This window comes from Mycobacterium sp. 1423905.2, from assembly GCF_001673155.1.
In the GTDB taxonomy this organism is placed as follows: Bacteria; Actinomycetota; Actinomycetes; order Mycobacteriales; family Mycobacteriaceae; genus Mycobacterium.
Window position 1 is genome coordinate 1 of the sequence record NZ_LZLE01000213.1, and the last position, 25981, is coordinate 25981.

Annotated in this window: 24 protein-coding genes and 1 tRNA gene; 11 read left to right on the forward strand and 14 right to left on the reverse strand. The window is 65.8% G+C overall.

The annotated features are described in order from the left end of the window. The 7 genes from A9W95_RS12755 to A9W95_RS12785 form a co-directional block, all read right to left on the reverse strand. On the reverse strand, window positions 1-561 hold a 561-nt coding region (locus tag A9W95_RS12755), incomplete at its 3' end, for a DUF1707 domain-containing protein (RefSeq protein ID WP_067412976.1). Window positions 562-654: 93 nt separating this feature from the next. Next, the gene (locus A9W95_RS12760) at window positions 655-1512 is read right to left on the reverse strand and encodes an enoyl-CoA hydratase family protein (protein ID WP_067412905.1); all 858 of its coding nucleotides are present in this window, start codon (window positions 1510-1512) and stop codon (window positions 655-657) included. Window positions 1513-1517: 5 nt separating this feature from the next. Then, window positions 1518-2684, reverse strand: coding sequence for an acyl-CoA dehydrogenase family protein (locus A9W95_RS12765; protein WP_067412908.1), 1167 nt, complete (start codon window positions 2682-2684; stop codon window positions 1518-1520). Window position 2685: 1 nt separating this feature from the next. Next, window positions 2686-4656, reverse strand: a complete 1971-nt coding sequence (locus A9W95_RS12770; RefSeq protein ID WP_067412979.1) for a biotin carboxylase N-terminal domain-containing protein — start codon at window positions 4654-4656, stop codon at window positions 2686-2688. A gap of 5 nt (window positions 4657-4661) precedes the next feature. Beyond that, window positions 4662-6257: an acyl-CoA carboxylase subunit beta gene (locus A9W95_RS12775; protein WP_067412910.1), complete on the reverse strand. Its 1596-nt coding sequence runs from the start codon at window positions 6255-6257 to the stop codon at window positions 4662-4664. After that, window positions 6254-7402 (reverse strand): acyl-CoA dehydrogenase family protein, encoded by a 1149-nt coding sequence (locus tag A9W95_RS12780; RefSeq protein ID WP_067412913.1) that lies wholly within the window; start codon window positions 7400-7402, stop codon window positions 6254-6256. The genes A9W95_RS12775 and A9W95_RS12780 overlap by 4 nt, the downstream gene beginning before the upstream one ends. Window positions 7403-7418: 16 nt before the next feature. Further along, entirely contained in the window at window positions 7419-9101 is a 1683-nt protein-coding gene (locus A9W95_RS12785) for an acyclic terpene utilization AtuA family protein (RefSeq protein WP_156746177.1), read from the reverse strand. A gap of 275 nt (window positions 9102-9376) precedes the next feature. Between A9W95_RS12785 and rpmF the strand changes: the two genes are divergently transcribed. The 5 genes from rpmF to A9W95_RS12810 all read left to right on the forward strand — a co-directional run bounded on the left by rpmF (window position 9377) and on the right by A9W95_RS12810 (window position 13993). Next, window positions 9377-9553 carry a 50S ribosomal protein L32 gene (gene rpmF, locus A9W95_RS12790; RefSeq protein WP_067412919.1) on the forward strand — a complete coding sequence of 59 codons (177 nt, stop codon included), beginning with the start codon at window positions 9377-9379 and terminating at the stop codon, window positions 9551-9553. A 122-nt stretch (window positions 9554-9675) separates the two neighbouring features. Then, complete coding sequence (mprA, locus tag A9W95_RS12795; RefSeq protein ID WP_067412922.1) at window positions 9676-10362, forward strand: two-component system response regulator MprA; 687 nt, start codon at window positions 9676-9678, stop codon at window positions 10360-10362. Window positions 10363-10433: 71 nt separating this feature from the next. Further along, entirely contained in the window at window positions 10434-11891 is a 1458-nt protein-coding gene (locus tag A9W95_RS12800) for an ATP-binding protein (protein ID WP_371328064.1), read from the forward strand. 93 nt (window positions 11892-11984) lie between these two features. Next, window positions 11985-13448, forward strand: coding sequence for a S1C family serine protease (locus A9W95_RS12805; protein WP_067412927.1), 1464 nt, complete (start codon window positions 11985-11987; stop codon window positions 13446-13448). Window positions 13449-13495: 47 nt separating this feature from the next. Further along, the gene (locus A9W95_RS12810; RefSeq protein WP_067412981.1) at window positions 13496-13993 is read left to right on the forward strand and encodes a molybdenum cofactor biosynthesis protein B; all 498 of its coding nucleotides are present in this window, start codon (window positions 13496-13498) and stop codon (window positions 13991-13993) included. Window positions 13994-14006: 13 nt separating this feature from the next. Here the strand turns inward: A9W95_RS12810 and mscL are convergent, their stop codons facing one another. The 4 genes from mscL to A9W95_RS12830 all read right to left on the reverse strand — a co-directional run bounded on the left by mscL (window position 14007) and on the right by A9W95_RS12830 (window position 16282). Then, entirely contained in the window at window positions 14007-14465 is a 459-nt protein-coding gene (gene mscL / locus A9W95_RS12815) for a large-conductance mechanosensitive channel protein MscL (RefSeq protein ID WP_067412930.1), read from the reverse strand. A gap of 65 nt (window positions 14466-14530) precedes the next feature. Then, window positions 14531-15196 (reverse strand): SAF domain-containing protein, encoded by a 666-nt coding sequence (locus A9W95_RS12820; protein ID WP_067412933.1) that lies wholly within the window; start codon window positions 15194-15196, stop codon window positions 14531-14533. A 64-nt stretch (window positions 15197-15260) separates the two neighbouring features. Further along, the gene (locus A9W95_RS12825) at window positions 15261-15614 is read right to left on the reverse strand and encodes an FmdB family zinc ribbon protein (RefSeq protein ID WP_067412936.1); all 354 of its coding nucleotides are present in this window, start codon (window positions 15612-15614) and stop codon (window positions 15261-15263) included. A 74-nt stretch (window positions 15615-15688) separates the two neighbouring features. Continuing rightward, window positions 15689-16282, reverse strand: a complete 594-nt coding sequence (locus A9W95_RS12830) for a 5-formyltetrahydrofolate cyclo-ligase (RefSeq protein WP_067412983.1) — start codon at window positions 16280-16282, stop codon at window positions 15689-15691. A gap of 75 nt (window positions 16283-16357) precedes the next feature. On the opposite strand from A9W95_RS12830, the gene A9W95_RS12835 reads away from it, so the two are divergent. From A9W95_RS12835 to A9W95_RS12855, 5 genes are all read left to right on the forward strand, one after another. Further along, complete coding sequence (locus A9W95_RS12835) at window positions 16358-17269, forward strand: UTP--glucose-1-phosphate uridylyltransferase (protein WP_067412939.1); 912 nt, start codon at window positions 16358-16360, stop codon at window positions 17267-17269. 54 nt (window positions 17270-17323) lie between these two features. After that, entirely contained in the window at window positions 17324-18604 is a 1281-nt protein-coding gene (gene glp, locus A9W95_RS12840; protein WP_067412941.1) for a gephyrin-like molybdotransferase Glp, read from the forward strand. 12 nt (window positions 18605-18616) lie between these two features. Continuing rightward, a complete protein-coding gene (locus A9W95_RS12845; RefSeq protein WP_216638165.1) occupies window positions 18617-19270 on the forward strand; it encodes a GNAT family N-acetyltransferase in 654 nt (217 codons plus the stop codon). 248 nt (window positions 19271-19518) lie between these two features. Beyond that, a complete protein-coding gene (gene glpR, locus A9W95_RS12850; RefSeq protein ID WP_067412947.1) occupies window positions 19519-20565 on the forward strand; it encodes a gephyrin-like molybdotransferase receptor GlpR in 1047 nt (348 codons plus the stop codon). A gap of 51 nt (window positions 20566-20616) precedes the next feature. Further along, window positions 20617-20689: transfer RNA gene (locus A9W95_RS12855), tRNA-Ala, on the forward strand. A gap of 281 nt (window positions 20690-20970) precedes the next feature. On the opposite strand, the gene A9W95_RS12860 is transcribed toward A9W95_RS12855, so the two are convergent. Both A9W95_RS12860 and A9W95_RS12865 read right to left on the reverse strand, forming a co-directional pair. Next, entirely contained in the window at window positions 20971-21762 is a 792-nt protein-coding gene (locus A9W95_RS12860) for an SDR family oxidoreductase (protein ID WP_067412986.1), read from the reverse strand. Between the two features lie 109 nt (window positions 21763-21871). Then, the gene (locus A9W95_RS12865; protein ID WP_067412949.1) at window positions 21872-22801 is read right to left on the reverse strand and encodes an alpha/beta hydrolase; all 930 of its coding nucleotides are present in this window, start codon (window positions 22799-22801) and stop codon (window positions 21872-21874) included. 102 nt (window positions 22802-22903) lie between these two features. On the opposite strand from A9W95_RS12865, the gene A9W95_RS12870 reads away from it, so the two are divergent. Further along, on the forward strand, window positions 22904-23464 hold the full coding sequence (locus tag A9W95_RS12870; RefSeq protein ID WP_067412952.1) for a TetR/AcrR family transcriptional regulator: 561 nt from the start codon (window positions 22904-22906) through the stop codon (window positions 23462-23464). 559 nt (window positions 23465-24023) lie between these two features. Here A9W95_RS12870 and A9W95_RS12875 read toward each other — a convergent pair. Then, the gene (locus A9W95_RS12875; RefSeq protein WP_067412955.1) at window positions 24024-25775 is read right to left on the reverse strand and encodes a phospholipase D-like domain-containing protein; all 1752 of its coding nucleotides are present in this window, start codon (window positions 25773-25775) and stop codon (window positions 24024-24026) included. Window positions 25776-25981: the final 206 nt, after the last annotated feature.

The window sequence follows — 25981 nt, forward strand, 5'->3', positions numbered from 1 at the left end:
GCCGAACAGGGAGAAGCCGCGGATCTTGACCTTGGGCGCACCCTGGCTGCCCTCGCCTACGACCTCCTGATCGAACCCGCCCATCACGCCCCGACCGTTGATTTCGACGTTGACTTCCGGCGGCAACAAAATGGTCTGCGCGCCCATGATGGAGTAGGCGCGGATGTCCACCTCGGTCGAGGTGAAGTCGGCATAGCGCAGGTCCACCACGCCGTTGCCCCACAGTGTGAAGGTGGTCAGCTTTTTCGGCACATTCCACCGGCCGCGCCGCTCGAAGCCGCTCATCAAAGCAAGAAGCAAAGTCGACGGCGCCGGATTGCAGGTGCCGCCCCGGCGCGGGCTGACTGCGGTACCGGGCAGGTCGGCCCGCAGGTCGTCCAGCTCCTGATAAGTAGTGGCCGCGTACGCCTTGGTCAACCGGTCTTCGTACTCGTTGAGCTGCAAGCGGCCCTGCTCGGCCGCGTAAGCCAGCAATTGCGCAATCTGGATGCGATCGGTGTCGGCCGCACGCGACGATTCGTCGCGTGTGTCCTTCGCGTCACGTTGCGCTGAATTGCTCATCACACACGAGCGTACGACTTCACGATTTTGCTGCAAGGGGCATTGTCTAAACTGCAACCTTCCCGGCCGGCCGGTCGGTCGCCGCGCGCCGCCTCAGGGCGCGGAGATCCAGCTCGGAGGCCGTTTTTGCAGGAACGCCAGCATCCCTTCGCGCGCCTCGTCGGAAACGAAAAGCCGCGCCGATTCCTCGGTGAGCCGATCGGCGTCCCGGTCGAACTCGCGCAGCACCGCGGCGGTGGTCAGTGCCTTGGACGCGGCCAGACCTTGCGGGGAACCGCGGCCCACGTCGGCCACCAGACCGGCAACCGCGGCGTCGACATCCTCGGCGAACATGGTGACCAAGCCGATCTCGGCGGCTTCAGCAGCGCCGAACGTCTCACCGGTCAGGTAGTAGCGGGCGGCGGCGCGGGCGGACAGCTTGGGCAGCAAGGTCAGGGAGATGATCGCCGGCGCGACGCCGATTCGGGCCTCGGTCAGGGCGAAGGTACTGCGCGGACCGGCCACCACCATGTCGCAGGCACCGACGAGGCCGAAGCCGCCGGCCCGTACGTGGCCGTTGATGGCGCCGATCACGGGTCGCGGCGAGGACACGATGGCGCGCAGCAATGCGGTCATCTCGCGAGCCCGGGCCACCGCTGAGTCATATGGCGATGGTGGCGACCCGCTTCGGCCGGCTGCGCCGCCCTCGCGATCGCCACGGTCATATGGCGATGGTGGCGACCCGCTTCGGCCGGCCTCGCTCAAGTCGGCGCCCGCGCAGAACGTGCCGCCGGTGTGGCCCAGCACCACCACCCGTACGGCCGGGTCGGCGGCGGCGTCACGCAGGCCCTGATGCAACTGGTCGACCAGCGCGCTGGACAACGCGTTGCGGTTGTGCGGTGAGTTGAGCGTCAGCCGCGCCACCGGCCCCCCGGACTGGCCGGGGCCGGCGTACTCGACGAGTTTCTCCATGACTGTCAGTAGCTGCGCGGCAGACCAAGCGAGGTCTGCGCCACGAAGTTGAGCACCATCTCGCGGCTGACCGGTGCGATGCGCGCCAGCCGGGCCGAGGTCATCATGGCGGCCACCCCATACTCCTTGGTCAGCCCGTTGCCGCCCATGGATTGCACGGCCTGGTCGACGGCCCGGGTGGACGCCTCGGCCGCGGCGTACTTGGCCATGTTCGCGGCCTCGGCGGCGCCCATGTCGTCACCGTGGTCGTAGAGGGTGGCGGCCTTCTGGGTCATCAGCTTGGCCAGTTCCACCTCGATGTGGCATTGCGCCAGCGGGTGCGACAGCCCTTGGTGCGCGCCGATCGGGGTGCCCCACACCTGCCGTGTCTTGGTGTAGTCGACGGCCTTGCGCAGCGCGAAGCGGCCCATGCCGACCGCGCTGGCCGCGCCCATGATCCGCTCGGGGTTCAGGCCGGCGAACAGCTGAGCGATCGCGGCGTCTTGGGCGCCGACGAGTGCGTCGGCGGGGAGCCGCACGTCGTCGAGGAAGAGCTGGAACTGGCGTTCGGGGCTGATCAACTCCATGTCGATGGCGGTGTAGTTGAAGCCCGGAGCGTCGGTGGGCACCACGAATAACGCCGGGCGCAGCTTGCCGGTCTTGGCCTCCTCGGTGCGGGCCACCACCAGCACCGCCTGCGCCTGGTCGATGCCGGAGATGTAAACCTTCTGGCCTTTGAGGATCCAGTCGTCACCGTCGCGGCGGGCGGTCGTGGTGATCTTGTGCGAGTTCGATCCGGCGTCCGGTTCGGTGATGGCGAACGCCATCGTCAGGGTGCCGTCGGCGATGCCCGGCAGCCAGCGTTTCTTCTGCTCTTCGGTGCCGAATTTGCTGATGATGGTGCCGTTGATGGCGGGGGAGACCACCATCAGCAGCAGCGCCGACCCTGCGGCCGCCATCTCCTCCATCACCAGTGAGAGCTCGTACATGCCGGCGCCCCCGCCGCCGTACTCCTCGGGCAGGTTGACTCCGAGGAATCCGAGTTTGCCTGCCTCGGACCACAATTCGGTAGTGTGTTCCTGGGCGCGGGCCTTCTTCAGGTAGTACTCGTGGCCGTAGCTGGACACCCACTCGGCGACCGCTTTGCGCAGCGCCTGGCGGTCCTCGCTTTCGATGAAGCTGGTGTCGGTCATGTCAATCTCCTTCTGGGGCTTCGACTCGGGCCAAGACAGCGCCGACTTCGACTTGTTGGCCGGCTTTGACGTTGAGTTGGGTCAGCACGCCGTCGTTCGGCGCGGTGATGGTGTGTTCCATCTTCATCGCCTCCAGCCAGATCAGCGGTTGACCGGCACTGACGGTGTCTCCGACGCCGGCGCCGAGGCGAATGACGTTGCCCGGCATGGGCGCCACCAACGATCCCTGCTCGACGGCCGATCCGGGTTCGGGGAAGCGGGGCAGCGCGACCAGGTGTACGGGACCGAGGGCGGAATCGACGTAAATGTCGGCGCCGTAGCGGGCGACGGCGAAGCTGTGGTCGACGCCGTTGCCGTCGGCCAAGACGACCTGCTCGGGCGTGGCCGAGACGAGTTGCACCGTTTCGTCACCCGGGAGTGCCAATCCGGTTCGGGTGAAGCGGTATTCGATGCGGTGTTCGGTGTCTGCGTCGTCGCGGTAGGTCTTGACCTGATAGCCGGAAGCTAGGTTTCGCCAGCCGCTGGGCAGCGAGCCGAGCACGGTGGCCTGCGCCCGGTTGTGTGCGGCGTCGGCCAGGGCGGCGGCCAGCGCCGACAGGCGAACTGTCGACGGCTCGGCCAGCGGAGCGGAAAGCTCGGCCAGGCCATGGGTGTCGAAGAACGCGGTGTCGGTGGCCCCGTCGAGGAAAGCCGGGTGACGCAGTACCCGCACGAGCAGTTCGCGGTTGGTGCGCAGCCCATGCACCTGAGCACGGGCCAGCGCGTCGGCGAGCACCAGCGCAGATTGGCGGCGGGTGGGGGCATACGAAATGACCTTGGCGAGCATCGGGTCGTAGTGGATGGAAACCGTTGAGCCGTCTTGAATCCCAGAGTCCAGTCGAATACCGGTCCGGCGTTGCAGTGTCTCGAATTGTGCGCGCACCGCGGGCACGTCGATGCGGTGCACCGGTCCGGCTTGCGGCTGCCAACCGTGCGCCGGGTCCTCGGCGTAGAGCCGCGCTTCAATCGAATACCCCTGTGCGGCCGGGGGTTCGGTGTGGAGCCGGCCGCCGTCGGCTACTTCGAGTTGCAGTTCGACCAGGTCGAGGCCGGTGGTTTCCTCGGTGACCGGGTGCTCAACCTGCAGCCGGGTGTTCATCTCCAGGAAGTAGAACTCGCCGTCATCGTCGGCCAGGAACTCCACGGTTCCCGCACCGGTGTACCCGATCGCTCCGGCCGCCAGACGCGCCGCGTCGAACAGCCGGTCGCGCATACCCGCGATGCGCTCCACCAACGGCGAAGGGGCTTCTTCGATGATTTTCTGGTGGCGGCGTTGGATGCTGCACTCCCGCTCGCCCACGGCCCAGACGGTGCCGTGGGTGTCGGCCATGACCTGCACCTCGACGTGGTGTCCGGTGGGCAGGTAGCGCTCGCAGAAGACGGTGGGGTCCCCGAACGCGGACTGCGCTTCGCGGCGGGCGGCTTCGACTTCGGCTGCCAGCGAAGACAAATCACGGACCACACGCATGCCGCGGCCACCACCACCGGCGGATGCTTTGACCAGCACCGGCAGTTGGGCGTCGGTGACGGCGTCCGGGTCGAGTTCGTCGAGCACTGGAACCCCGGCGGCGGCCATCATTTTCTTGGACTCGATCTTGGAACCCATCGCCCGCACCGCGTCCACCGGTGGGCCGATCCAGGTCAGTCCGGCGGCCTGCACGGCCGCAGCGAAATCGGCGTTCTCGGAGAGAAACCCGTAGCCGGGGTGAACGGCGTCGGCGCCGGCGGCACGAGCGGCGGCGACGATGGCGTCGGCGTCGAGATAACCGTTGGTCTCGGCCAACCGCACCCGGGCGTCGGCCTCGGCGACATGCGGCGCGCCGGCGTCGGGGTCGGTGTAGACAGCGACGGTGCCCAACCCCAGCCGACGGCAGGTGGCGAAGACTCGCCGGGCGATTTCGCCGCGGTTGGCGACGAGAACTCGACTGACCATGGAGCTCACATCCGGAAGACGCCGAAGTTCGACGTTCCCTTGATCGGGCCATTGGCGATGGCGGACAGACACATTCCCAGCACGGTGCGGGTGTCGCGCGGATCGATCACCCCGTCGTCGTAGAGCATCCCGGACAACACCAGCGGCAGCGACTCGGCTTCGATCTGACCTTCCACGGCGGCACGCATGGCCGCATCGGCCTCCTCATCGACCTGCTGGCCACGGGCTTGCGCGGCGGCGCGGGCCACGATCGAGAGCACGCCGGAGAGTTGGGCACCGCCCATCACCGCGGATTTCGCACTGGGCCAAGCGAACAGGAAGCGCGGGTCGTAGGCGCGTCCGCACATGCCGTAGTGCCCGGCGCCATAAGACGCGCCGACCAGGAGCGAAATGTGCGGCACGGTCGAGTTGGAGACGGCGTTGATCATCATCGACCCGTGCTTGATCATTCCGCCTTCTTCGTAGTCCTTACCCACCATGTAGCCGGTGGTGTTGTGCAGGAACAACAATGGCGTATTGGAGCGATTCGCCAGCTGAATGAACTGGGTCGCTTTCTGCGACTCCTCGCTGAACAGCACACCGCGGGCATTGGCCAGGATGCCGATCGGATAACCGTGTAACTGAGCCCAGCCGGTCACCAGCGACGACCCGTACATCGGCTTGAACTCGTCGAACTCCGAGCCGTCGACGATGCGGGCGATGATTTCCCGCGGGTCGAACGGGATCCGCAGATCCGAGGGGACGATGCCGATCAGTTCCTCCGCATCGAACAACGGCTCGGTCACCGGTCGAGGCGCCGGTCCTTGCTTGTGCCAGTTGAGGCGGGCGACGATGCGCCGCCCGATGCGAATGGCGTCGAGTTCGTCGACGGCGAAGTAGTCGGCCAAACCGCTGACGCGGGCGTGCATTTCGGCACCGCCCAGGGATTCGTCGTCGGATTCTTCACCGGTGGCCATCTTGACCAGCGGGGGGCCGGCCAAGAACACCTTGGAGCGTTCCTTGATCATCACCACGTGATCGGACATGCCGGGGACGTACGCGCCGCCGGCGGTCGAGTTGCCGAACACCAGGGCGATGGTGGGGATGCCGGCCGCGGACAGGCGGGTCAGGTCGCGGAACATCCGTCCGCCGGGAATGAAGACTTCCTTCTGGGTGGGCAGGTCGGCCCCGCCGGACTCCACCAAGGAGATCACCGGTAGCCGGTTCTCGAACGCGATCTGGTTGGCGCGCAATATTTTCCGTAGGGTCCACGGGTTGCTGGTGCCGCCTTTGACGGTGGGGTCGTTGGCGACCACCATGCACTCCACCCCCGCCACTGACCCGATGCCGGTAACCAGGCTGGCGCCCACTTGGAAGTTGCTGCCCCAGGCGGCCAAGGGGCACAGTTCCAGGAACGGGGAGTCGGGGTCGACGAGCAACTCGATCCGTTCGCGGGGAGTCAGCTTGCCGCGCGCGTGATGGCGGTCCACATATTTGGGGCCGCCGCCGGCCAGGGCCTTGGCGAGTTCGGCGTTGATCTCGTCGAGTCGGGACGTCGCGACCGCGGCGGCGTCGGAGAAGGCGTCGGCATCGGAATCGAGGGTGGACTGCAGGACGGTCATGACTGGAATCCCAGGAGTTTGGCGGCCAGGGCGGTGAGGATTTCGGTGGTGCCGCCGCCGATGCCCAGAATCCGCATGTCCCGGTATTGGCGTTCGACTTCGGATTCGGCCATATAGCCCATGCCGCCGAACAGCTGTACGGCCTGGTTGGCCACCCATTCGCCGGCCTCGACGGCGGTGTTCTTGGCGAAGCACACCTCCGCGATCAGATTGGTCTCACCGGCGAGTTGACGCTCCACCACATTGCGCGAATAGACGCGAGCCACGTCGATGCGACGGGCCATCTCGGCCAGCGTGTTCTGCACCGACTGGCGCGAAATCAGCGGGCGCCCAAACGTCTCCCGGTCCCGGCACCACTGCACGGTGATGTCCAGGCACCGCTGAGCGCTCGAATACGCTTGCGCGGCAAGGCCGATGCGTTCGGAGACGAACGCCTGCGCGATCTGCGCGAAACCGGTGTTCTCTACCCCGACCAAATTCGCGACGGGCACCCGGACGTCGGTGTAGGACAACTCGGCGGTGTCGGAGGACCGCCAGCCCATCTTGTCCAGCTTGCGGGTGACTTCGAAACCGGGTGTGCCCTTCTCCACTACCACCAGCGAAACCCCTGCTGCGCCTGGTCCACCGGTGCGCACCGCGGTGACGACGTAATCCGCCCGGACCCCTGAGGTGATGTAGGTCTTGGCGCCGTTGATGACGTAGTGGTCGCCGTCGCGCACCGCGCTGGTCCGCAGGTGACCGACGTCCGACCCGCCGCCGGGTTCGGTGATGGCCAGCGAGCCGATCTTCTCCCCGGTCAGCGTCGGCCGCACGAATTCTTCGATCAGCCGTCGATCACCCGATGCGATCATGTGCGGCACCGCGATGCCGCAGGTGAACAGCGACGCGAACACTCCGCCCGGCGCGCCGGCCTGATGCATCTCCTCGCAGATGATCACCGCGTCGGCGCCGTCACCGCCGCCACCGCCGACCGATTCGGGGAAGTTCGCGCCCAGCAGTCCCGCCTCCCCGGCGCGGCGGTGCAGGTCGCGCGGCAACTCGCCGCTGCGTTCCCACTCGTCGACGTGGGGCAGAACCTCACGTTCGGCGAAGGAGCGCACCGTCTTTCGCAACTGCTCACGCTCCGGTGTATGCCACAGATTCACCGGGTCGTCCCACGATTCATAACAGCCCTTCCGGAATGTCGACGTGACGGCTGCGCAACCATTCGCCCAGCCCCTTGGCCTGCGGGTCGAAACGCGCCTGGTAGGCGACACCCTGGCCGAGGATGCCGTCGATGACGAAGTTCAGCGCCCGCAGGTTGGGTAGCACGTGGCGGATGACGTCGAGATCGGCCGCCTCTGGCAACAGTTTTTTGAGCAGGTCGACCGTCAACGTGTTGGCCAGCCAACGCCATTGCTCGTCGGTACGCACCCATACCCCGACGTTGGCCGAGCCACCTTTGTCTCCGCTGCGGGCGCCGGCGATCAAGCCCAGCGGTCCACGCTGGGTGGGACCAGCCGGCAGCGGGTCGGGCAGTTCCGGCGGCTCGGCGGGCGCCAGCTCCAATGTCTCAGTGGCACAGGGTATTTCGGAGAGAGTCCCGTCGGGGTGTACGGCGACGTGTGTCACCTCGCGGGCGTCGACGTAGCCGGGGGTGAACACGCCGTAGACTTGGCCTTCGCCGGGTGGGGCGGTGACGGTGAATCCGGGGTAACTGGCGAGCGCCAATTCAACGGCGGCGGAGGAGAATTGGCGTCCGACGTTAGCCGGGTCGGGATCACGCACGACGCAGCGCAGCAGGGCGCTGGCGGCTTCTTCGGTGTCGGCGTCGACGTGGTCGGTGCGGGCCAGCGTCCATTCCAGCTCGGCCGGCTTGACGGTAAGGCTCGATTCGAGTTGCCGGCGTACCAATTCGGCTTTGGCCTCGATGTCCAAGCCGGTCAGCACGAACGTCATGGTGTTGCGGAAGCCGCCGATGCTGTTCAGTGACACCTTCAGGGTGGGCGGCGGTGGCTCACCCTGCACGCCGCTGATGCGCACGCGATCGGGGCCGTCGCTGGACAGTTCGACGGTGTCCATCCGGGCCGTCGCGTCGGGGTTGGCGTAGCGGGCGCCGGTGATCTCGTAGAGCAGCTGCGCGGTGACCGTGTCGACGCTGACCAGCCCACCGGTGCCGGGGTGCTTGGTGATCACCGACGACCCATCGGCGTGCACTTCGGCCAGCGGGAAGCCGGCGTAGGTCAGGTCGGGCACCTCGGTGAAGAAGGAGTAGTTGCCGCCGGTGGCCTGGACTCCGCATTCGATGACGTGTCCAGCGACCACTGCGCCGGCGAGTTGGTCGTAGTCGGTGCGGCCCCAGCCGAAATGCGCGGCCGCCGACCCGACGATTACCGAGGCGTCGGTGACCCGGCCGGTGACCACCACGTCGGCGCCGGCGTTGAGGCAGTCGGCAATGCCCCACCCGCCTAGGTAGGCGTTGGCGGTCAGCGGGGAGCCCAGGCCGAGTCCCGCGGCGCGCGGCTGCAGGTCGTCGCCTTCGACGTGCGCGACGCGAGCCGGGATGCCCAGTCGCTCGGCCAGGGCGCGGACCGCGTCGGCCAGTCCAGCTGGGTTGAGTCCGCCGGCGTTGGCGACAATGCGCACTCCGCGGTCGTGTGCTTCACCCAGGCAGCCTTCGAGCTGGGTCAAGAAGGTCTTGGCGTAGCCACGGTCGGGGTTTTTCATCCGGTCGCGGCCCAGAATCAGCATGGTCAGTTCGGCTAGGTAGTCGCCGGTGAGGTAGTCGACTTCACCGCCGGTGAGCATCTCGCGCATGGCGGAGAGCCGGTCACCGTAGAAACCAGAGCAGTTCGCGATACGCACGGCACCAGAAGCAGGAGCCAATGCGTCCTCCCTTCATTGGGATCACGGTCGTCGGACAACCAACCAACCAACCGGTAGGTCAGCATAGCCGGAGAGGCGCAGCGGCGTGATACCAGCCTGCATCCGGCGGGTGCGTCCGGTCGAGTGCCGGGCCCGTCATTTTGGCGACCAGCAGGTCACCGACTATCGTTAGAGCCAATCGTCGCCATTCGGCCTCCCGGCCACGCCGCGCGACACGCCCGAACGAAACCCCAACTGAGGAGTAAGGCCCGACCATGGCCGTACCTAAGCGCAGGATGTCGCGCGCGAATACCCGAAGCCGGCGCTCGCAGTGGAAGGCCACCACGACCGACCTCGTCGGCGTGACCGTGGCAGGCCAACAGCACAAGGTGCCGCGTCGACTGCTGAAGGCCGCCCGCCTGGGCCTGATCGATCTCGACAAGCGCCGCTAACCACCTGTCGCTCGGAGGCGGGCAGTAAACGCACCGCCGCCCGCAGGGGCTGGTGTGACGATGTGGCGGGCAACGGCGCGTCTCTCAGCCCTGTCTCAGGCGTTCATACGACACTGGTCTGCGTGCGCATACTTGTCGTCGACGACGATCGCGCGGTGCGCGAGTCGCTGCGCAGGTCCCTGTCCTTCAACGGCTACTCGGTCGATCTGGCCCATGACGGACTGGAGGCGCTGGACATGATCGCCAGCGACCGGCCGGACGCCCTGGTACTGGATGTCATGATGCCGCGGCTGGACGGGCTCGAAGTTTGCCGTCAGCTGCGTAGCACCGGTGACGACTTGCCGATACTGGTCCTGACCGCCCGCGACTCGGTGTCCGAGCGGGTCGCCGGCCTGGACGCCGGGGCCGACGACTACCTGCCCAAGCCGTTCGCCCTGGAAGAATTGCTGGCCCGGATGCGGGCGTTGCTGCGCCGCACCAAGCCCGAGGACGCCGCCGAGTCGGTCGCCATGAAGTTCTCCGACCTGACCCTGGACCCGGTGACTCGTGAGGTGACCCGCGGCGAGCGTCGGATCAGCTTGACTCGCACCGAATTCGCGCTGTTGGAGATGCTGATCGCGAACCCGCGGCGCGTGCTGACCCGCGGCCGCATCTTGGAAGAGGTGTGGGGATTCGACTTTCCCACCTCCGGCAATGCGCTGGAGGTCTACGTCGGGTACCTGCGCCGCAAGACCGAGGCCGACGGCGAGCCGCGGCTGATCCACACCGTGCGCGGGGTGGGTTACGTGCTACGCGAAACACCGCCCTGATGATTCGGTTGAGCCCACGACATCGCGCGCCGCTTCGGGCCACCAGCTCGTTGTCGCTGCGGTGGCGGGTGATGCTGCTGGCGATGTCCATGGTGGCGATGGTCGTCGTGTTGATGTCCATCGCGGTGTACGCGGTCATTTCGGCCGCGCTCTACAGCGACATCGACAACCAGCTGCAAAGCCGCGCCCAATTGTTGATCGCCAGCGGCTCTTTGGCTGCCGACCCGGGCAAAGCCATTGAGGGCACAGCTTATTCGGACGTCAACGCGATGCTGGTCAATCCCGGCCACTCCATCTATACGGCCAATCAGCCCGGCCAGCACCTGCCGGTGGGCACCCCCGAGAAGGACGTCATCCGCGGCGAGCTGTTCATGTCGCGGCGCACCGTGGCCGACCAGCGGGTGCTGGCCATCCACCTGCCCAACGGCAGTTCGCTGCTGATCAGCAAGAGCCTGCGGCCGACCGAAGCGGTGATGAGCAAGTTGCGGTTCGTGTTGCTGCTCGTCGGTGGTGTCGGGGTGGCGGTCGCCGCGGTGGCCGGCGGCATGGTTACCCGGGCCGGACTGCGGCCGGTGGCCCGGCTCACCGCAGCGGCCGAGCGGGTAGCCCGAACCGATGACCTACGGCCCATCCCGGTGTTCGGTAGTGACGAGTTGGCCAGGTTGACCGAGTCTTTCAACCTGATGTTGCGGGCACTTGCGGAGTCGCGGGAACGCCAGGCCCGCCTGGTCACCGACGCCGGCCACGAGTTGCGCACGCCGCTGACCTCGTTGCGCACCAACGTCGAGTTGCTGATGGCGTCGATGGAGCCGGGAGCGCCGCGGCTACCCGAACAAGAAATGGTCGATCTGCGCGCCGACGTGCTGGCCCAGATCGAGGAATTGTCCACGTTGGTAGGCGATTTGGTGGACCTGACCCGCGGCGACGCGGGCGCCGTCGTGCACGAGCCGGTCGACATGGCCGACGTCGTGGACCGCAGCCTGGAGCGAGTTCGTCGGCGCCGCAACGACATTCACTTCGACGTCGCGGTGATGCCCTGGCAGGTCTACGGCGACCCGGCCATGCTCACCCGCGCCACCCTGAATCTGATGGACAACGCGGCGAAGTGGAGCCCCCCGGGCGGTCACGTCGGTGTGCGGCTCACGCAACTCGACCCGACGCACGCCGAATTGGTGGTGTCCGATCACGGGCCGGGCATACCTGCCCAGGAACGTCGCCTGGTCTTCGAGCGGTTCTACCGGTCGACGTCGGCGCGGGCGATGCCCGGCTCCGGACTGGGATTGGCAATCGTCAAACAGGTGGTCCTCAACCACGGCGGCTCGCTGCGCGTCGACGACACCGTGCCGGGCGGCCAACCGCCGGGAACGTCGATATATGTGCTGCTGCCGGGGCGGCCGCTGCCGACGGCGCAGTACCCGCCGACCACGTCGGAAACCGGTGCGCAACAGCCCGGTGCGGCACCGGGAAAAGCGACCAGCGAGAATGCTGAATCACGGGGTTCGGAGAACGTTATCTCAGTGGATTCTTAGTCCGCGCGCGCAAGGTGGTTGTGCAGATAGTGTTGAAAACCAAGCCATGCAAGCCGCGCATGCCACGCCAAGTAGAGAAGAGCGACTAGCGACATGACGAATCACCCGAGGTATTCGCCACCGCCGCAGCAGCCGGGATATTCCGCGTCGAATCAGCCTGTGCCACCGGCCTACTCCCAGGGGCACCAGAGCTACAACCAGCAGTTCGACTGGCGTTACCAACAGCCGCAAACGCAGCAGTACCGCCAACCCTTCGAGTCGTTCAGCGGTACCGGCGCCGGTCCGATACCCGGCGGTGGTACGCAGGCGGTTCCGCTGCCGGGCAATACCGGTGCCGGTCCGATCCCAGGTAGTACCGGATCCGGCCCCATCCACGGCCACACCGGGCCGGGGCCGATCCCCGGCATGTTGCCGCCGATGGGTCCGCCCCCGCCGGTTGCTCAGCGGCGCTCGCGTGCGGGCCTGTTGACCGTCGGCGCGTTGGCCATCGCGGTGGTGTCGGCCGGCATCGGCGGCGCAGCGGCGACGGTGATCGAGATGGGACATCAAGGCGGCGTCGGGCACGGCACCACCGTGGCCTCGGGCGGGGCGCCGAGCGTTCCGGCGGCCAACATGCCCCCCGGCTCCGTCGAGCAGGTCGCCTCCAAGGTGGTGCCCAGTGTGGTCATGCTGGAGACCGACCTGGGCCGCCAGTCCGAAGAAGGCTCGGGCATCATCCTGTCCGCCGACGGACTCATTCTGAGTAACAACCACGTCGTCGCGGCGGCGGCCAAACCGCCGGCCGGAGCGCCGCCGCCCAAGACGACGGTGACCTTCTCCGACGGCCGTACCGTGCCGTTCACCGTCGTCGCGGCCGACCCGACCAGTGACATCGCGGTGGTGAAGGTGCAGGGGGTCTCCGGGCTCACGCCGATCGCTCTTGGTTCTTCGTCAGACCTGCGCGTGGGTCAACCGGTATTGGCGATCGGCTCACCGCTGGGCTTGGCGGGCACGGTGACCACTGGAATCGTCAGCGCGCTCAACCGACCGGTCTCCACGACCGGTGAGTCGGGCAACCAGAACACCGTGCTCGACGCCATTCAGACCGACGCCGCCATCAACCCCGGTAACTCCGGTGGCGCGCTGGTCAACATGAACGGCCAACTGATCGGCGTCAACTCGGCCATCGCGACACTGGGCGCTGATTCTGGGGATGCCCAGAGCGGGTCGATCGGCTTGGGCTTCGCCATTCCGGTCGACCAGGCCAAGCGCATCGCCGACGAGCTGATCAGCACCGGTAAGGCAAGCCACGCCTCGCTGGGTGTGCAGGTCACGACCGACAAAGGCATTCCGGGTGCCAAGGTGGTCGAGTTGGTCCCGAACGGTGCGGCGGCCAACGCCGGCGTGCCCAAAAATGTAGTGGTCACCAAAGTCGATGAACGGCCCATCAATAGCGCCGACGCCCTGGTCGCGGCAGTGCGGTCCAAGGCGCCGGGTGACAAGGTAGCGCTGACCTTCCTGGATCCGGCGGGTGGTAGCCGGACGGTGCAGGTCACGTTAGGTAAGGCGGAGCAGTGAACAAAGCCGACGCACAACTGTCGGAGCTCGGTTATACGGTGGCACCCATGGAACAGGGTGCGGAACTGGTGGTCGGACGGGCACTCGTCGTCGTTGTCGATGACCGCACCGCCCACGGGGACGAGGACCACAGCGGCCCGTTGGTCACCGAATTGCTCACCGAGGCGGGTTTCGTCGTCGACGGTGTGGTCGCGGTCGAGGCCGACGAGGTAGAGATCCGCAATGCTCTGAACACCGCGGTGATCGGCGGCGTCGACCTGGTGGTTTCGGTCGGCGGTACCGGCGTGACTCCCCGCGACGTCACACCCGAAGCCACCCGCGACATCCTCGACCGGGAGATCCTCGGCATCGCCGAAGCCATCCGGGCCTCGGGTCTGTCCGCGGGCATCACCGACGCCGGACTGTCCCGTGGGCTGGCCGGCGTCTCGGGAAGCACGCTGGTGGTGAACCTCGCCGGTTCCCGCTACGCCGTGCGCGACGGCATGGCGACGCTGAATCCGTTGGCCGCCCACATCATCGGGCAGCTGTCCAGCCTCGAGATCTAGGGCGGCGACCCGCTCAGGTGTCCGCGCGGGGTCCGTGGCTGGGTGGCGGGCTGACCGCGACGGTGTCCGAAGTCCCGTGCTTTCCAGACGAGTGGCCGTTGGTCTGCGCCAGCAGGTCTCGGATTTCGGTGAGTAACACCGTTTGCGCGTCGTCGGCCTGCTCCACCTCGCCCTTCTTGCGCAGCCTGCTGTAAGGCAACACGACCAGGAAATACACCACCGCGGCGACGAGCAAGAAGTTGATCGCCGCGGACAGCACATTGTTCAAGTCGATGTACTGGTCGCCAGTGATGTGTATCGACAGGATGCCGAACTTCCGGGTGTCCCCGACGCCGATCGAGCTGACCAACGGCTTGATGATGCTGTTGGTGAAGGCCGTGACCAATGCCGTGAACGCGGTGCCAATCACCACGGCAGTCGACAGGTCGACGATATTGCCCCGCGAGAGAAACTCTTTGAACCCCTTGAGCATGTGCTGCCCTTCCGCTGGACCGAACAGAGTTTGCTGTCGATCGCGCAGCGCGGGCGGCCAGGGACTCAGTGCAGGGTCAGTGTCACCGCCTGGCCCAGCGCTGATCCCGCCACCGTGTTCGCCACGCGAGCCGGTAGCGCAACCAAGATTACGCGCTCGGTGTCGGCGGCCTGGGCTTTCTGTTTAGCCGACACCAAGACCACCACGGCGTCGGTGGCGATGACCTTCCCAACGGCCTGACCGCCCGGCTGCGCGTCGCCGGCGGGGGCGGCTAGCACGTCGACGACGTCACCGACTCGCACCAGGTCGATCAGGGCGTCGTCAGCCAGGTGCAGCGGCACCATCCGCGCTCCAGGCCCGGCCGTCAACTCGGCCAGTCGACTGCTCAGCAACCGGGCGTCGGTCAGAACCTCACCCCGGCGCGTCGGGCTGGCCAGCGTCGCACCGACGACCACGCCCACATCCGGTCGAGCCCCGTCGGGAAGCGTTGCGGCGGAACGCTTCTCGACGCGGACATCATCGGCGGTCAACGCGGTTCCCGGGATCAGGTCACGCACGGCCACCACCACCTCGGCACGGTCGTCGTCGGGATCCGAGCGCAGCGCCGAAACGCCGGCCAACACCACCAGGCCACCGGCGGCGATGCGCCGAGCCAGCACGGTGCGCGTCCAGTCTGGGCGCACCACCCTCGATAGCCGACTGAGCAGTGTCGGATTGAGCGATTCGCCCACGCGGCAACCGTAGGCGCGCCGCGGCGCCGACGCCGTTCGGTAACGAGCTAGCTGTGGATAACCGCTAGCTGGCGGCGGCCTTTGTGGAGGACGTAGTAGCCGCAGAGGAGGAGGCGCCGCTCGACTTCTCGCTCGACTTGGACTTCTCGGACTTGTCCGACTTTTCGCTCGAGCCGGAGCTGGAACCGTTCTCGCTGCTCGACGAGGAGCCGTTGCTCGACGTCTTCTCTTTCTTGGCCGCCTCGCGGCTGTCGGTGCGGTAGAAGCCGCTGCCCTTGAATACGACGCCGACGGAATTGAACAGCTTGCGCAGCCGACCGGAGCACTTCTCGCAAGTGGTCAGCGCATCGTCGGTGAAGGCCTGCACAATGTCGAAGCGGTTGCCGCACTCCGTGCACTGGTAGCTGTAAGTCGGCACAAAAACCTCCGGATGATGTCAACCTGAATTAGCACTCTACCGTCTCAAGTGCTAGAACCGCCACGAAAGGCCGGTCATTCCCCGCTCAGCAGCCCGATGAGTCCACGGTTGGGCGTGAGCGCATGGGATACCAGTACATCGTGCGGTTCCGACGGCAATTCGTCCAACACTTCCTCGTCACGCACGATCGCAACCAGCGGCGCGCCGGGCTTTCGAAGCGCCAGAGAGCGATCGTAGAAGCCGCGGCCCCGGCCCAGGCGCACGCCGCGGCGGTCGACTGCGAGCGCCGGCAACAACACCAGGTTCGCCTCGCCGAGCGCCGACTCGGGCAGCCAGGGCGGTGGCGGCTCGAGCAGTCCCCAGCGGGCGGTGACCAGGCCGTCGGCGTGGTACTCACCCCAGCGCAGCGGCAACGCGGCGTTGTCGGCCCCGGTGCGGGCTACCGGCAACAGCACCCGTGCGGCGCGGCGCAGCAACACCTCGAGCATGTCCATCGAGCCGGGCTCGGCGCCCACCGGGACGTAGGCGCACACGGTGTCACCGCTGTTGACTATGCGGTGCAGGTGGTCGCAGAGCCGTTTTGCCTCGGCGGCCCGCACGTCATCAGCAACCCGGCGCCGGGACGCCTGCAGCGTTTCCCGCAACGCGGACTTGCTCGGCGTGGCCACGCCCTCAACGATGACAGCCTCAGCTTTCGCGCCGCCACCGCAACTCACGAGATTTCTAAGGCTATGGTGTGAACGATGTCACGGCCCCAAGTCCCCATCCCTCGCACGGCGATCGTCCCCGCTGCGGGCCTGGGCACGCGCTTTCTTCCCGCGACCAAAACGGTGCCCAAGGAGCTGCTGCCGGTCGTCGACACCCCCGGCATTGAACTGGTCGCCGCCGAGGCGGCCAGCGCCGGCGCCGAACGCCTGGTGATCGTCACCTCGGAAGGCAAGGACGGCGTCGTCGCGCATTTCGTGGAAGACCTGGTGCTCGAGGGCACGCTGGAGGCACGCGGCAAGAAGGCCATGTTGGCCAAGGTGCGCCGCGCTCCGGAGCTGATCAAGGTCGAGTCGGTGGTGCAGGCCGAGCCGCTGGGCCTCGGACATGCGATCGGCTGCGTCGAGGCCACGTTGTCCGACGACGAAGATGCCGTGTCGGTGCTGCTGCCCGACGACTTGGTGCTGCCGACCGGAGTGCTGGAGACGATGTCGAGGGTGCGGGCGAGCCTGGGTGGTTCGGTGCTGTGCGCCATCGAGGTGACCCCCGAGGAGATCGGCGCCTACGGCGTCTTCGATGTCGAACCGGTGCCCGACACCGACATTCCCGACGTGCTCAAGGTCAACGGCATGGTCGAGAAACCCAAGCCTGAAGATGCCCCGTCGCTATATGCCGCCGCCGGCCGCTACGTGCTGGACCGGGCGATATTCAGTGCGTTGCGCCGCATCGACCGAGGTGCCGGCGGGGAAGTGCAACTGACCGACGCCATCGCGCTGTTGATCTCCGAGGGCCATCCGGTGCACGTCGTGGTGCACCGCGGATCCCGACACGACTTGGGAAATCCCGGCGGCTACCTCAAGGCTGCGGTTGACTTTGCATTGGATCGTGACGACTATGGCCCGGATTTGCGGCGATGGTTGGTGGCGCGACTGGGCCTGACCGAGCGGTAGCCGGAGGTACGACCGGCCCACTTCGCTCCACATGGCTCGACGGAAAGGCGCGCTGTGCGTTCGGTGGAGGAACAGCAAGCCCGGATATCGGCAGCCGCGGTAGCCCCGAGGCCGATACGCGTTGCCATCGCCGAGGCGCAAGGGTTGATGTGCGCCGAAGAAGTGGTGACCGAACGCCCGCTGCCCGGATTCGATCAGGCCGCAATCGACGGTTATGCGGTGCGCAGCGTCGACGTGCTCGGTGTCGGCGACCATAACGGTGCCGAGGTGTTCGGAGACGAGAGCGCCTTCGAAAGTCCTGACGTGGTGACCCTGCCGGTGATGGGCACCATCGACGCCGGTACCCGCACACCGAGCAGGCTGCAGCCGCGCCAGGCCGCGCGGGTGCAGACCGGTGCGCCGCTGCCCACGCTCGCCGACGCGGTGCTGCCGTTGCGCTGGACTGACGGCGGCATGAACCGGGTGCGGATCCTGCGCGGCGCGCCGTCGGGTGCCTATGTGCGACGGGTCGGCGACGACGTGCAACCCGGCGACGTCGCGGTGCGCGCCGGAACCATCATCGGCGCCGCCCAGGTCGGGTTGCTGGCCGCGGTCGGGCGCGAACGCGTCCTGGTGCACCCGCGGCCCCGACTGTCGGTGATGGCCGTCGGCGGGGAGCTGGTCGACATCACCCGCACACCCGGCAACGGTCAGGTCTACGACGTCAACTCCTACGCTCTGGCCGCCGCCGCCCGCGACGCCGGCGCCGAGGTGAACCGGGTCGGCATCGTCCCGAACAATCCCACTGAACTCGGCGAGATCGTCGAAGGTCAGCTCAACCGGGCCGAGGTGGTGGTGATCGCCGGCGGGGTCGGCGGGGCGGCGGCCGAGGCGGTGCGCGCGGTGCTCTCTGAGCTGGGCGACATGGAGGTGGTGCGGGTCGCCATGCACCCCGGGTCGGTGCAGGGGTTCGGGCAGCTGGGCCGTGACCGGGTGCCGACGTTTCTGCTGCCGGCCAACCCGGTCAGTGCGTTGGTGGTCTTCGAGGTCATGGTGCGGCCGCTGATCAGGCTGGCGCTGGGTAAGCGACAGCCGATGCGCCGGATCGTGCAGGCCCGCACACTGTCGCCGATCACCTCGGTGGCCGGGCGCAAGGGTTATCTGCGGGGACAGCTGATGCGCGACCAGGAGAGCGGCGAGTACCTGGTGCAGGCGCTCGGGGGCGCGCCCGGGGCGTCGTCGCATCTGCTGGCCACGCTCGCCGAGGCGAACTGCCTGGTGGTCATTCCCAGCGGAGCCGAGCAGATCCGCACCGGAGAAATCGTCGACGTGGCCTTTTTGGCTCAGCACGGTTGAGCGCGACGACAGTTGAACCTGTTGCGCTCCAATTCCCGGCATCCAGGCTGGCCCATGAGTGTCGGGTCGCTGCGCGTGGCGGCCGGCGTGGTGCGGTTGCGGGCGGTGCGGATGCGTGACGGCGCGCAGTGGAGCCGGATCCGGCTGGCTGACCGCGCCCACCTCGAGCCGTGGGAGCCGAGCACCGACGGGGACTGGACCATGCGGCATTCCGTGGCCGCGTGGCCGGCGCTGTGTTCGGGGTTGCGCTCCGAAGCGCGCAAGGGCCGCATGCTGCCGTACGTCATCGAGCTCAACGGCCAGTTCTGCGGCCAGCTGACCATCGGGAACGTCGTACACGGGGCCTTGCGTTCGGCCTGGATCGGCTATTGGGTGCCCAGCTCGGCGACCGGGGCCGGGGTGGCGACAGCGGCGTTGGCTCTCGGCTTGGATCACTGCTTCGGACCGGTGATGTTGCATCGCGTCGAGGCCACGGTGCGTCCGGAAAACGCGGCCAGCCGCGCGGTGCTGGCAAAGGTCGGCTTCCGCGAGGAGGGGCTGTTGCGGCGCTACCTCGAGGTCGACAAGGCCTGGCGCGACCACCTGTTGGTGGCGCTGACGGTCGAAGAGGTTTACGGCTCGGTGGCGTCGACGCTGGTCCGGGCCGGTCGCGCCCGCTGGCCCTGAGGTTCTCGCCGAGATTGCCGTGAGGGCTGTGCGTGGTGCCCGAAAAGCGACCGCTACGGCAATTTCGGCGCGTCCGGGGCGGCGCGCACCACGCGCAGTCGTGAGTAAAGCGAAATAAAAGTGTGGCTACCGTGACATATGTGGCGTGTGATGCTTGAACTAGGCAAATTACAGGTGTGTAATTGCGCTGGTCAATGTGACCCGGCCGCGTAGGCCCACGGTGTGCCTCGCGGGGAAAGGAGCAGGTCATGCCAAGCATCCCGCAGTCGTTGCTATGGATCTCGCTTGTGGTGCTCTGGCTGTTCGTGCTGGTGCCCATGCTGATCAGCAAACGCGAAGCGGTGCGGCGCACCAGCGACGTGGCGTTGGCGACCCGGGTGCTCAACGGCGAAGCCGGTGCCCGCCTGCTCAAACGGAGCCGTCCGGCAGCTGGTCACCGCAGCGACCCCGACTGGAAGCCCGAGGAGGAGTGGGAGCGCGACGAGCCGGTCGATGGCGCCCACGTCGACGCTGACGAAGACCACGAGAACGCCGAGGCGGACACCGACGTCGTGCCTGCCGCGCGTCCGGTCGTGATGGCAATGGCCAAGGTGGACAAAGCAACTGAAGCTGACGAGCCCGACTATCTCGACGTCGACGTGATCGAAGACTCTTCCGCGTTGCCGGCCGGGGCCAGCGCTCAAGCGGCCGAGCCCGCGCTGCAAGCCGTCGAGAATGTCGCTGTGGAGGAGCCCGTCGCCGAGGCCGAGCCTGAACTTGCAGACGACGAATACGAATACGTCGACGACGAGTCCGGTTTAGAGCCCGGCGACGACGAGGACGACGACGTGCCCGTGCACTACGCCACCGGAGTCAACCGCCGTAAGCGGTTCGACAGTAAGAAGGCGGCTGCGATCAGCGCCCGCAAGTACGCCTACCGCAAGAAGGTGCTGCTGGCGATGGCGGTGATCCTGATCGGCTCGGCCGTCACCGCGTTCGAGGTGACGCCGCTGGCCTGGTGGCTGTGCGGGACGGCGACCACGGTGACGGTGCTCTATCTGGCGTATCTGCGCCGGCAGACGCGGATCGAGGAGAAGGTACGCCGGCGCCGGATGCACCGCATGGCGCGGGCGCGGTTGGGCGTGGAAAACGCTCTCGACCACGAGTACGACGTGGTGCCCTCGCGGCTGCGACGCCCGGGCGCGGTGGTGCTGGAGATCGACGACGAGGACCCTATCTTCGAGCACCTCGACGACGCGGTGTCGATGCGCAACTACGGCTGGTCGCGCGAGTTGCCGCGCGCCGTCGGTCAGTAGGGCGCACGGTTCGGCCGTTGGGGTCGCGACTGGTAGCCTGCTAGGCGATCAGGGGCTATGGCGCAGTTGGTAGCGCGACTCGTTCGCATCGAGTAGGTCAGGGGTTCGAATCCCCTTAGCTCCACCGAGTCCGACTAGGTCAGGGCATATGAAGCCCGCTAGGGAGCTCCGCCGTCCACAAAGCGTCCGCGGTGTTTCTGATGGCGCCGTTCAGCGGTCCGCAACCTCGTCGAGGTCTTCGTCGAACAGATCGGCATAGGTGTCGAGGGTCATCGAAGCAACACCATTGCGTCCACTCTTGGGGTATCACGTGCGACCGTTTACCGCGTGCGGCTCAAGATTCCGGCGTGGATAGCGACAGCGGTTCAGCACCGTCCGTAACGCGACCAGCGAGTTGGAATCGGTCTACTTGAAGGGGTTGAAGGTGCGGCCCAGGATGTACTGAATGCGCTGTGGGACCGGGCGTATGGCGGCGGCGGTGAGCTTGTTGACGGTGCCCGGTATGCAGACGGGCTTGCCGTTGGTCACAGCGGCCCATCCCTCGCGGACAACGGGTTCAGGCTGTTGCCACATGAAGCCTGGCAGGCGGTCGGCAGCATCGCGGGTGCCCATCACGTCGTGGAACTCGCTGTGGGTGAAGCCAGGGCAGAGCGCGGTGACATGGATGCCGTGTGGTTTGAGTTCCATGTCGAGGGATTGGGACATATTCAGTACGTAGGACTTGATGCCGGTGTAGAGCAGTCCTTCTCCCGGCGGGGACATCGCGGCCAGTGAGGACAGGTTGATGATTCGTCCCCAGCGTCGTTGTTTCATGCCAGGGATCACTCGGTGGATCAATTCGGTTAGGGCGGTGACCATCAGTTGAAGTTCTCCGGCGACCGACTCCCAGGGTGTGTCAGAGAATTTAGTGCTAGCTGAAAGGCCGGCGTTGTTGACGAGCACGTCGATGGGTAGACCCAATTCGGTTGCGCGCCTGATGATCGTGGCGGGTGCATTGGGGTCGGTGAGGTCGGCGGCGAACACTTCGGCGCGCACGCCGTGCTGTTGGTGTAGTTGGGTGGCGAGTTCTTCCAGGCGCTCGGCGCGCCGGGCGACCAGGAGCAGGTCGTAGCCCTCGTTGGCGAGGTGGCGAGCGAACGCCGCTCCGATGCCGGCAGAAGCGCCCGTAATCAGTGCGGCACGTCGAGTCGTGTTCATGGCTGGGTGTTCCTTGCTGGTCGGCATCGGCCAACATGGCCGACGGATCGCGGGTTGCGCGTCTGCGGGGGCGGGGGTGTCTGCGCTGGGAGGCCGCCTGGCGTTGGGGTCACGCCACTGGAACGTGGCGATTGAGGAAGTCGATCTGGTCGGTCACGATCCCGTCGAAGTGCGGGTCCAGGTACGGCTCGAAGTGCGTGCAGTCATAGGAGCGGACTTCACCGTGGGGGATGCGAGCCACGATCTTCTTAGCCTTGGCATAGGGAGTCACGTCGTCACGTATTGCCAGCTGTACCAGGGTCGGCGCGGTGATGTCTGTAACTTTGCGTCCCGGCGAGTACAGCGGCACGCGAAGGGCGATGCGGGCAGCAACGTCGTTTTCGGCGAGAAGTTGCTCGCGCATGTGCTCGGCAGCCTCGCCCCCGGCCATCTGCTCGACGAGTTCGAACGCGCCCGGTGAGGTCATCATGGCGACCTCGCCGGGCCTACCAACAGACTTCACTCGATACGGTGCCCGCCCGAGCCATGCCCCGAGCTGATCGCGCAATCCTGCCGCGATGAGGCGTGCGACTAATTTGGGGGATTGAGAGAACGCGGATGCGGGTCCAGTGACGTGGGGCACCTGGACGATAGCGGCTGCAAAATCGTGGTCGCGGGCGGCCAGCGTGAGAACGTGGCCGCCGCCGAAGGAGGAACCCCATCCCACCACCCGTGTGGTGTCAACGTTGTCCAGGCTGCGGGCGTAGGCGATGGCGGCCCGCCAGTCAGCGTGCTGTTTGGCGATATCAAGGATGCGGCGGGGCTGGCCGTCGCTGGCACCCCAATGCCGGTAGTCGAATACCAGGGCGGCATAGCCCGCCTGCGCGAATCGTGCCGCATAGGCGTCCAGGCGCAGTTCCCGAAAAGCAGCAAACCCGTGAGCCAGCACGACGATGGGCGGGTTCTCAACGCCTTCGGGCCGGTAGAGCCACGCCGCACAAGTTGTGCCCTCGGACGCAAAGGTGACGTCGTGTCGGACATAGCTAAGTGGTTGGTTCATGGTCCTGGCCTCCATCGGGTATCTTGAATGGCGTTCAACAGAAGTTAGCAAGTTCTTGAATGCCGTTCAACAATGTGTGACCCATTCGATGCAGAGGGAACGATGCCACGGAACAAACGCCCGCAGGCCGCCGACGAGAAGCGTGCAGAAATCGTCGCGGCAGCACGACAGTTGTTCATCGACGCTGGCTACGACGCCACCCCAATGAGTCGCCTGGCCAAGGAAGCCGGCGTCGCGCCGAACACCATCTACTGGTATTTCGGGGATAAGGACGACGTTCTGATCGCTGTCCTTGACGCCGTCATGGCCGACGTCTGGCCGCAGTATCAACAGGTGGCGACCGAACCGATCACCGCTCGTGTGTTGTGGGTGGTTCTCCAGTTACACCAGATGAGCCGCCTCGTTACGACGGTGCACGCCCGCGTCGAACATTCGGCTGCCATCGCCGAGTGGCATCGCAACTTCCATCTGATCACCGGCAGTATGTTTCGTTACGAATTGGAAACTGCGGGAGTCTCACCTTCGACGGTGGATGCGGAAGTAATGATTGGCATCTTCACCGTCGAAGGACTCCTTATGCACGATCTGGGTGAGGTCGAGCAACGCACCATTTGCGACACCCTGGCTTCACGCTGGAGTGCCACCCAGCCGGACCCGTCCTAAGCAGGGAAGTTGACCTGCGGCCTGCTGCCGCTGCCCGTCTTTTTGTCCAGAGCACTGGATGGGCGACAGCTTCGACGCCTGGGCGCGCCGGGCTGGGCAGCCGAGACCTTGCGGTCAAGTTCTCAAGCACCAAAACCCCGGTTCATGAGGGTGGGGGGTGACCCCAGTGGCAACAACAGACCGCCTTGTACGGCCAGCGTGCTCTCTCTCCGGCGATATCCTCGCGCGCAGCGTCCGCAGTTCGTCCGCAGTAGTCTCGTCAGCGGTCCATGGAACTCACCGCAGTCAACGTCCTGACCAACATCTTCTGGACGCGGCCAACACTGCCAACGGCAACAAACGCCCAGTTTGACTCGTTCGCATCGAGTAGGTCAGGGGTTCGAATCCCCTTAGCTCCACCGGCAAGATGCTGTGTTTTGCGTTCGGCTTGACGCTTGCGTCGAGTTGCTTCTGAACGTTCCTCGCCCTCGCAGTGCCGTCAGCTCCTAGCGGTCGGTATAGGGCGACTCCGGTATAGCGCCGCGTCGGGCTAATAAGGACGATGCGGCTTCAAGCCCAGTCAAACCGACATGGTGAGGTATCGGTTAAGGCGTTTGGTTCGCAGGGTGTCCGGCGCGTACTTCGATAGCCATCCCTCTGGGGTTTCCGACAGGAACTGGTTGTCTTGGCCAGACGACCGTGTCTGAACCGTCTTCTGCCGTTGAGTTTTCTCGACAACCGAGCGGTAGTAGTAGTGGCCCCAAAGCCGGTTGAACTCAGTGAAGTAGATGTCGGCGACTCGTCGGTCTCCCTTGATCAGGATCATGTTCTCGTCGTTTTCTTTTGTCGAAGCGCTGCTGAAGTTTGCCGATCCGGTGACGACTATGGGTGTCGGACCGAGTGGGTCTGACAACAGGAATTTCAAGTGGACGTAGTTGACCCACTTGTTGAGTCCAAGCTTCTTATTGTTCGTCTCGACCCAACTGCCCAGAGGGGTGCCAAGTTCTGAACCATGCGCTTCATAGATGTTGTCGCGCCAGTCGAGTTTGATCACCGTCTGCTCGCCCTTAAGCGGCTTGGGGTTGTCGTCCTTGTCCAGCAGCAAGAAGCGCAAGCGGTTCTCACCGCTGTCGTTGAGCGGCTTCCGCCAGCTTCGTGCGATGCCGAAGGCGAAGGTGCCGCATGCCAGCGACTTCGCGTCAGTCAGCATGGATAGATAAAGGTCGAGGGGTTCGAGATTGTTGCGTGGACTGAAAATGGGCGTTATCCCCAGCGCCACGTCTTTGAGCGATTTCGGCGTGGGGGTCAGTTGCTCGACGGCGGTAAGGAACTCGAGATTGGCGGGGTCCTTGACGCCGCTGCCCAGGCCTCCTGGATCAGTGGCCAGCAGCTCCCAATAGGCAAGAAAGGTGCGCGCGGTGTTGGCGTCTCTTACGACGTGGCCGACGTTGGCTTGGCCGAAGATGCCGCCTGTCGTCAAGTTGGTCGAACCTGTCCAGACCTCGGCGGGACGCCTTCTCTTTCCCCGGAGCAGCACGATGAACTTATTGTGCTGCAGGTCATTCGGTCGTTTGACCCTAGGGATGATCGCGGACCGTGGTAGTTGCGCTTTGCTGATTGCGGCCAGGTTTGCGTCGCGTGGGGTGTTTGTGGCGTTCTCTTTTTCGTCGACGATAAGCTTGACATCAACGCCCCGATCGATCGCTTCTTTGAATGCGTCGAGTATGCGGCCGTAGGAAAATTCGTAGAAACACCCGCGAATGGCGTCTCCATCGCTTGCGGAGCTGATGAATTCGGTCAAAGCGTCGTCCAGGCCTCGGCCTAACCAGTTATACGCCTCTGCCTTTCTGTCCGGGGTTGGTTGATCGTCCGGTGCGATGTTCTGGAAGTTGATTGCGTATGACTGGCTTCCGGTGACGCCACGATTGAAGAAGATGTCGTGCTTGCCGACGCCATGTTTTTCGGTGCTGACCTGGATGACGGCGGGAGGCGTTTTGAGATCAGGCTCCTTTGGCGTTCCCTTGAATGGATAGAACTCGTATTCATACTTCTTGCCCGGCTGAACGTAGAAGTCGTCCCAGGTCAGGCTTTGGATGGGGTGATAGACCGTCAATACCTTGGTTTGCGGGGTCGGAGCAAGCTTCAAGGACTTGAAGACCTTATAGCCCTGTGCCCAGTAACTTTCATTGGTGTCAAGGTCTTTGCGCCGAATCGCGAAGCCCAACAAACCCTTTCGAGCGGTTTCCGTGGCGCGGATGCCGAAAGAAACGACGTTGGTGCCGGCAACGGCGTAGAGCTGAATTCCGCGTTGAGCGTCTGACTTGAAGCGCATGTGACACTCCTCCCTCTGGCCAGAGGCTATACCCGGTACCGATGACGTGGCGCCTGATTAACGACATTCCTTCGCATCGCGCGCGGTCAAATTTTGGGTGGCCATGATTAGAGGGGTCACACTTGGTTATTAATGAGCCAGCACGCGCCGAGTATTGCTACAAGTTCCGAGAGTCCGTATCGCTAGCCCCCAGCCGGGTGTCGCAG

What these genes read in the sequence shown, in the direction of transcription:
- A9W95_RS12760 (WP_067412905.1), bottom strand. Translation starts at nt 1,512, where the DNA reads ATGGAGAAACTCGTCGAGTACGCCGGCCCCGGCCAGTCCGGGGGGCCG.
- A9W95_RS12765 (WP_067412908.1), bottom strand. Translation starts at nt 2,684, where the DNA reads ATGACCGACACCAGCTTCATCGAAAGCGAGGACCGCCAGGCGCTGCGC.
- A9W95_RS12770 (WP_067412979.1), bottom strand. Translation starts at nt 4,656, where the DNA reads ATGGTCAGTCGAGTTCTCGTCGCCAACCGCGGCGAAATCGCCCGGCGA.
- A9W95_RS12775 (WP_067412910.1), bottom strand. Translation starts at nt 6,257, where the DNA reads ATGACCGTCCTGCAGTCCACCCTCGATTCCGATGCCGACGCCTTCTCC.
- rpmF (WP_067412919.1), top strand. Translation starts at nt 9,377, where the DNA reads ATGGCCGTACCTAAGCGCAGGATGTCGCGCGCGAATACCCGAAGCCGG.
- A9W95_RS12800 (WP_371328064.1), top strand. Translation starts at nt 10,434, where the DNA reads ATGCTGCTGGCGATGTCCATGGTGGCGATGGTCGTCGTGTTGATGTCC.
- A9W95_RS12805 (WP_067412927.1), top strand. Translation starts at nt 11,985, where the DNA reads ATGACGAATCACCCGAGGTATTCGCCACCGCCGCAGCAGCCGGGATAT.
- A9W95_RS12810 (WP_067412981.1), top strand. Translation starts at nt 13,496, where the DNA reads ATGGAACAGGGTGCGGAACTGGTGGTCGGACGGGCACTCGTCGTCGTT.
- mscL (WP_067412930.1), bottom strand. Translation starts at nt 14,465, where the DNA reads ATGCTCAAGGGGTTCAAAGAGTTTCTCTCGCGGGGCAATATCGTCGAC.
- A9W95_RS12835 (WP_067412939.1), top strand. Translation starts at nt 16,358, where the DNA reads ATGTCACGGCCCCAAGTCCCCATCCCTCGCACGGCGATCGTCCCCGCT.
- glpR (WP_067412947.1), top strand. Translation starts at nt 19,519, where the DNA reads ATGCCAAGCATCCCGCAGTCGTTGCTATGGATCTCGCTTGTGGTGCTC.
- A9W95_RS12860 (WP_067412986.1), bottom strand. Translation starts at nt 21,762, where the DNA reads ATGAACACGACTCGACGTGCCGCACTGATTACGGGCGCTTCTGCCGGC.
- A9W95_RS12865 (WP_067412949.1), bottom strand. Translation starts at nt 22,801, where the DNA reads ATGAACCAACCACTTAGCTATGTCCGACACGACGTCACCTTTGCGTCC.
- A9W95_RS12870 (WP_067412952.1), top strand. Translation starts at nt 22,904, where the DNA reads ATGCCACGGAACAAACGCCCGCAGGCCGCCGACGAGAAGCGTGCAGAA.
- A9W95_RS12875 (WP_067412955.1), bottom strand. Translation starts at nt 25,775, where the DNA reads ATGCGCTTCAAGTCAGACGCTCAACGCGGAATTCAGCTCTACGCCGTT.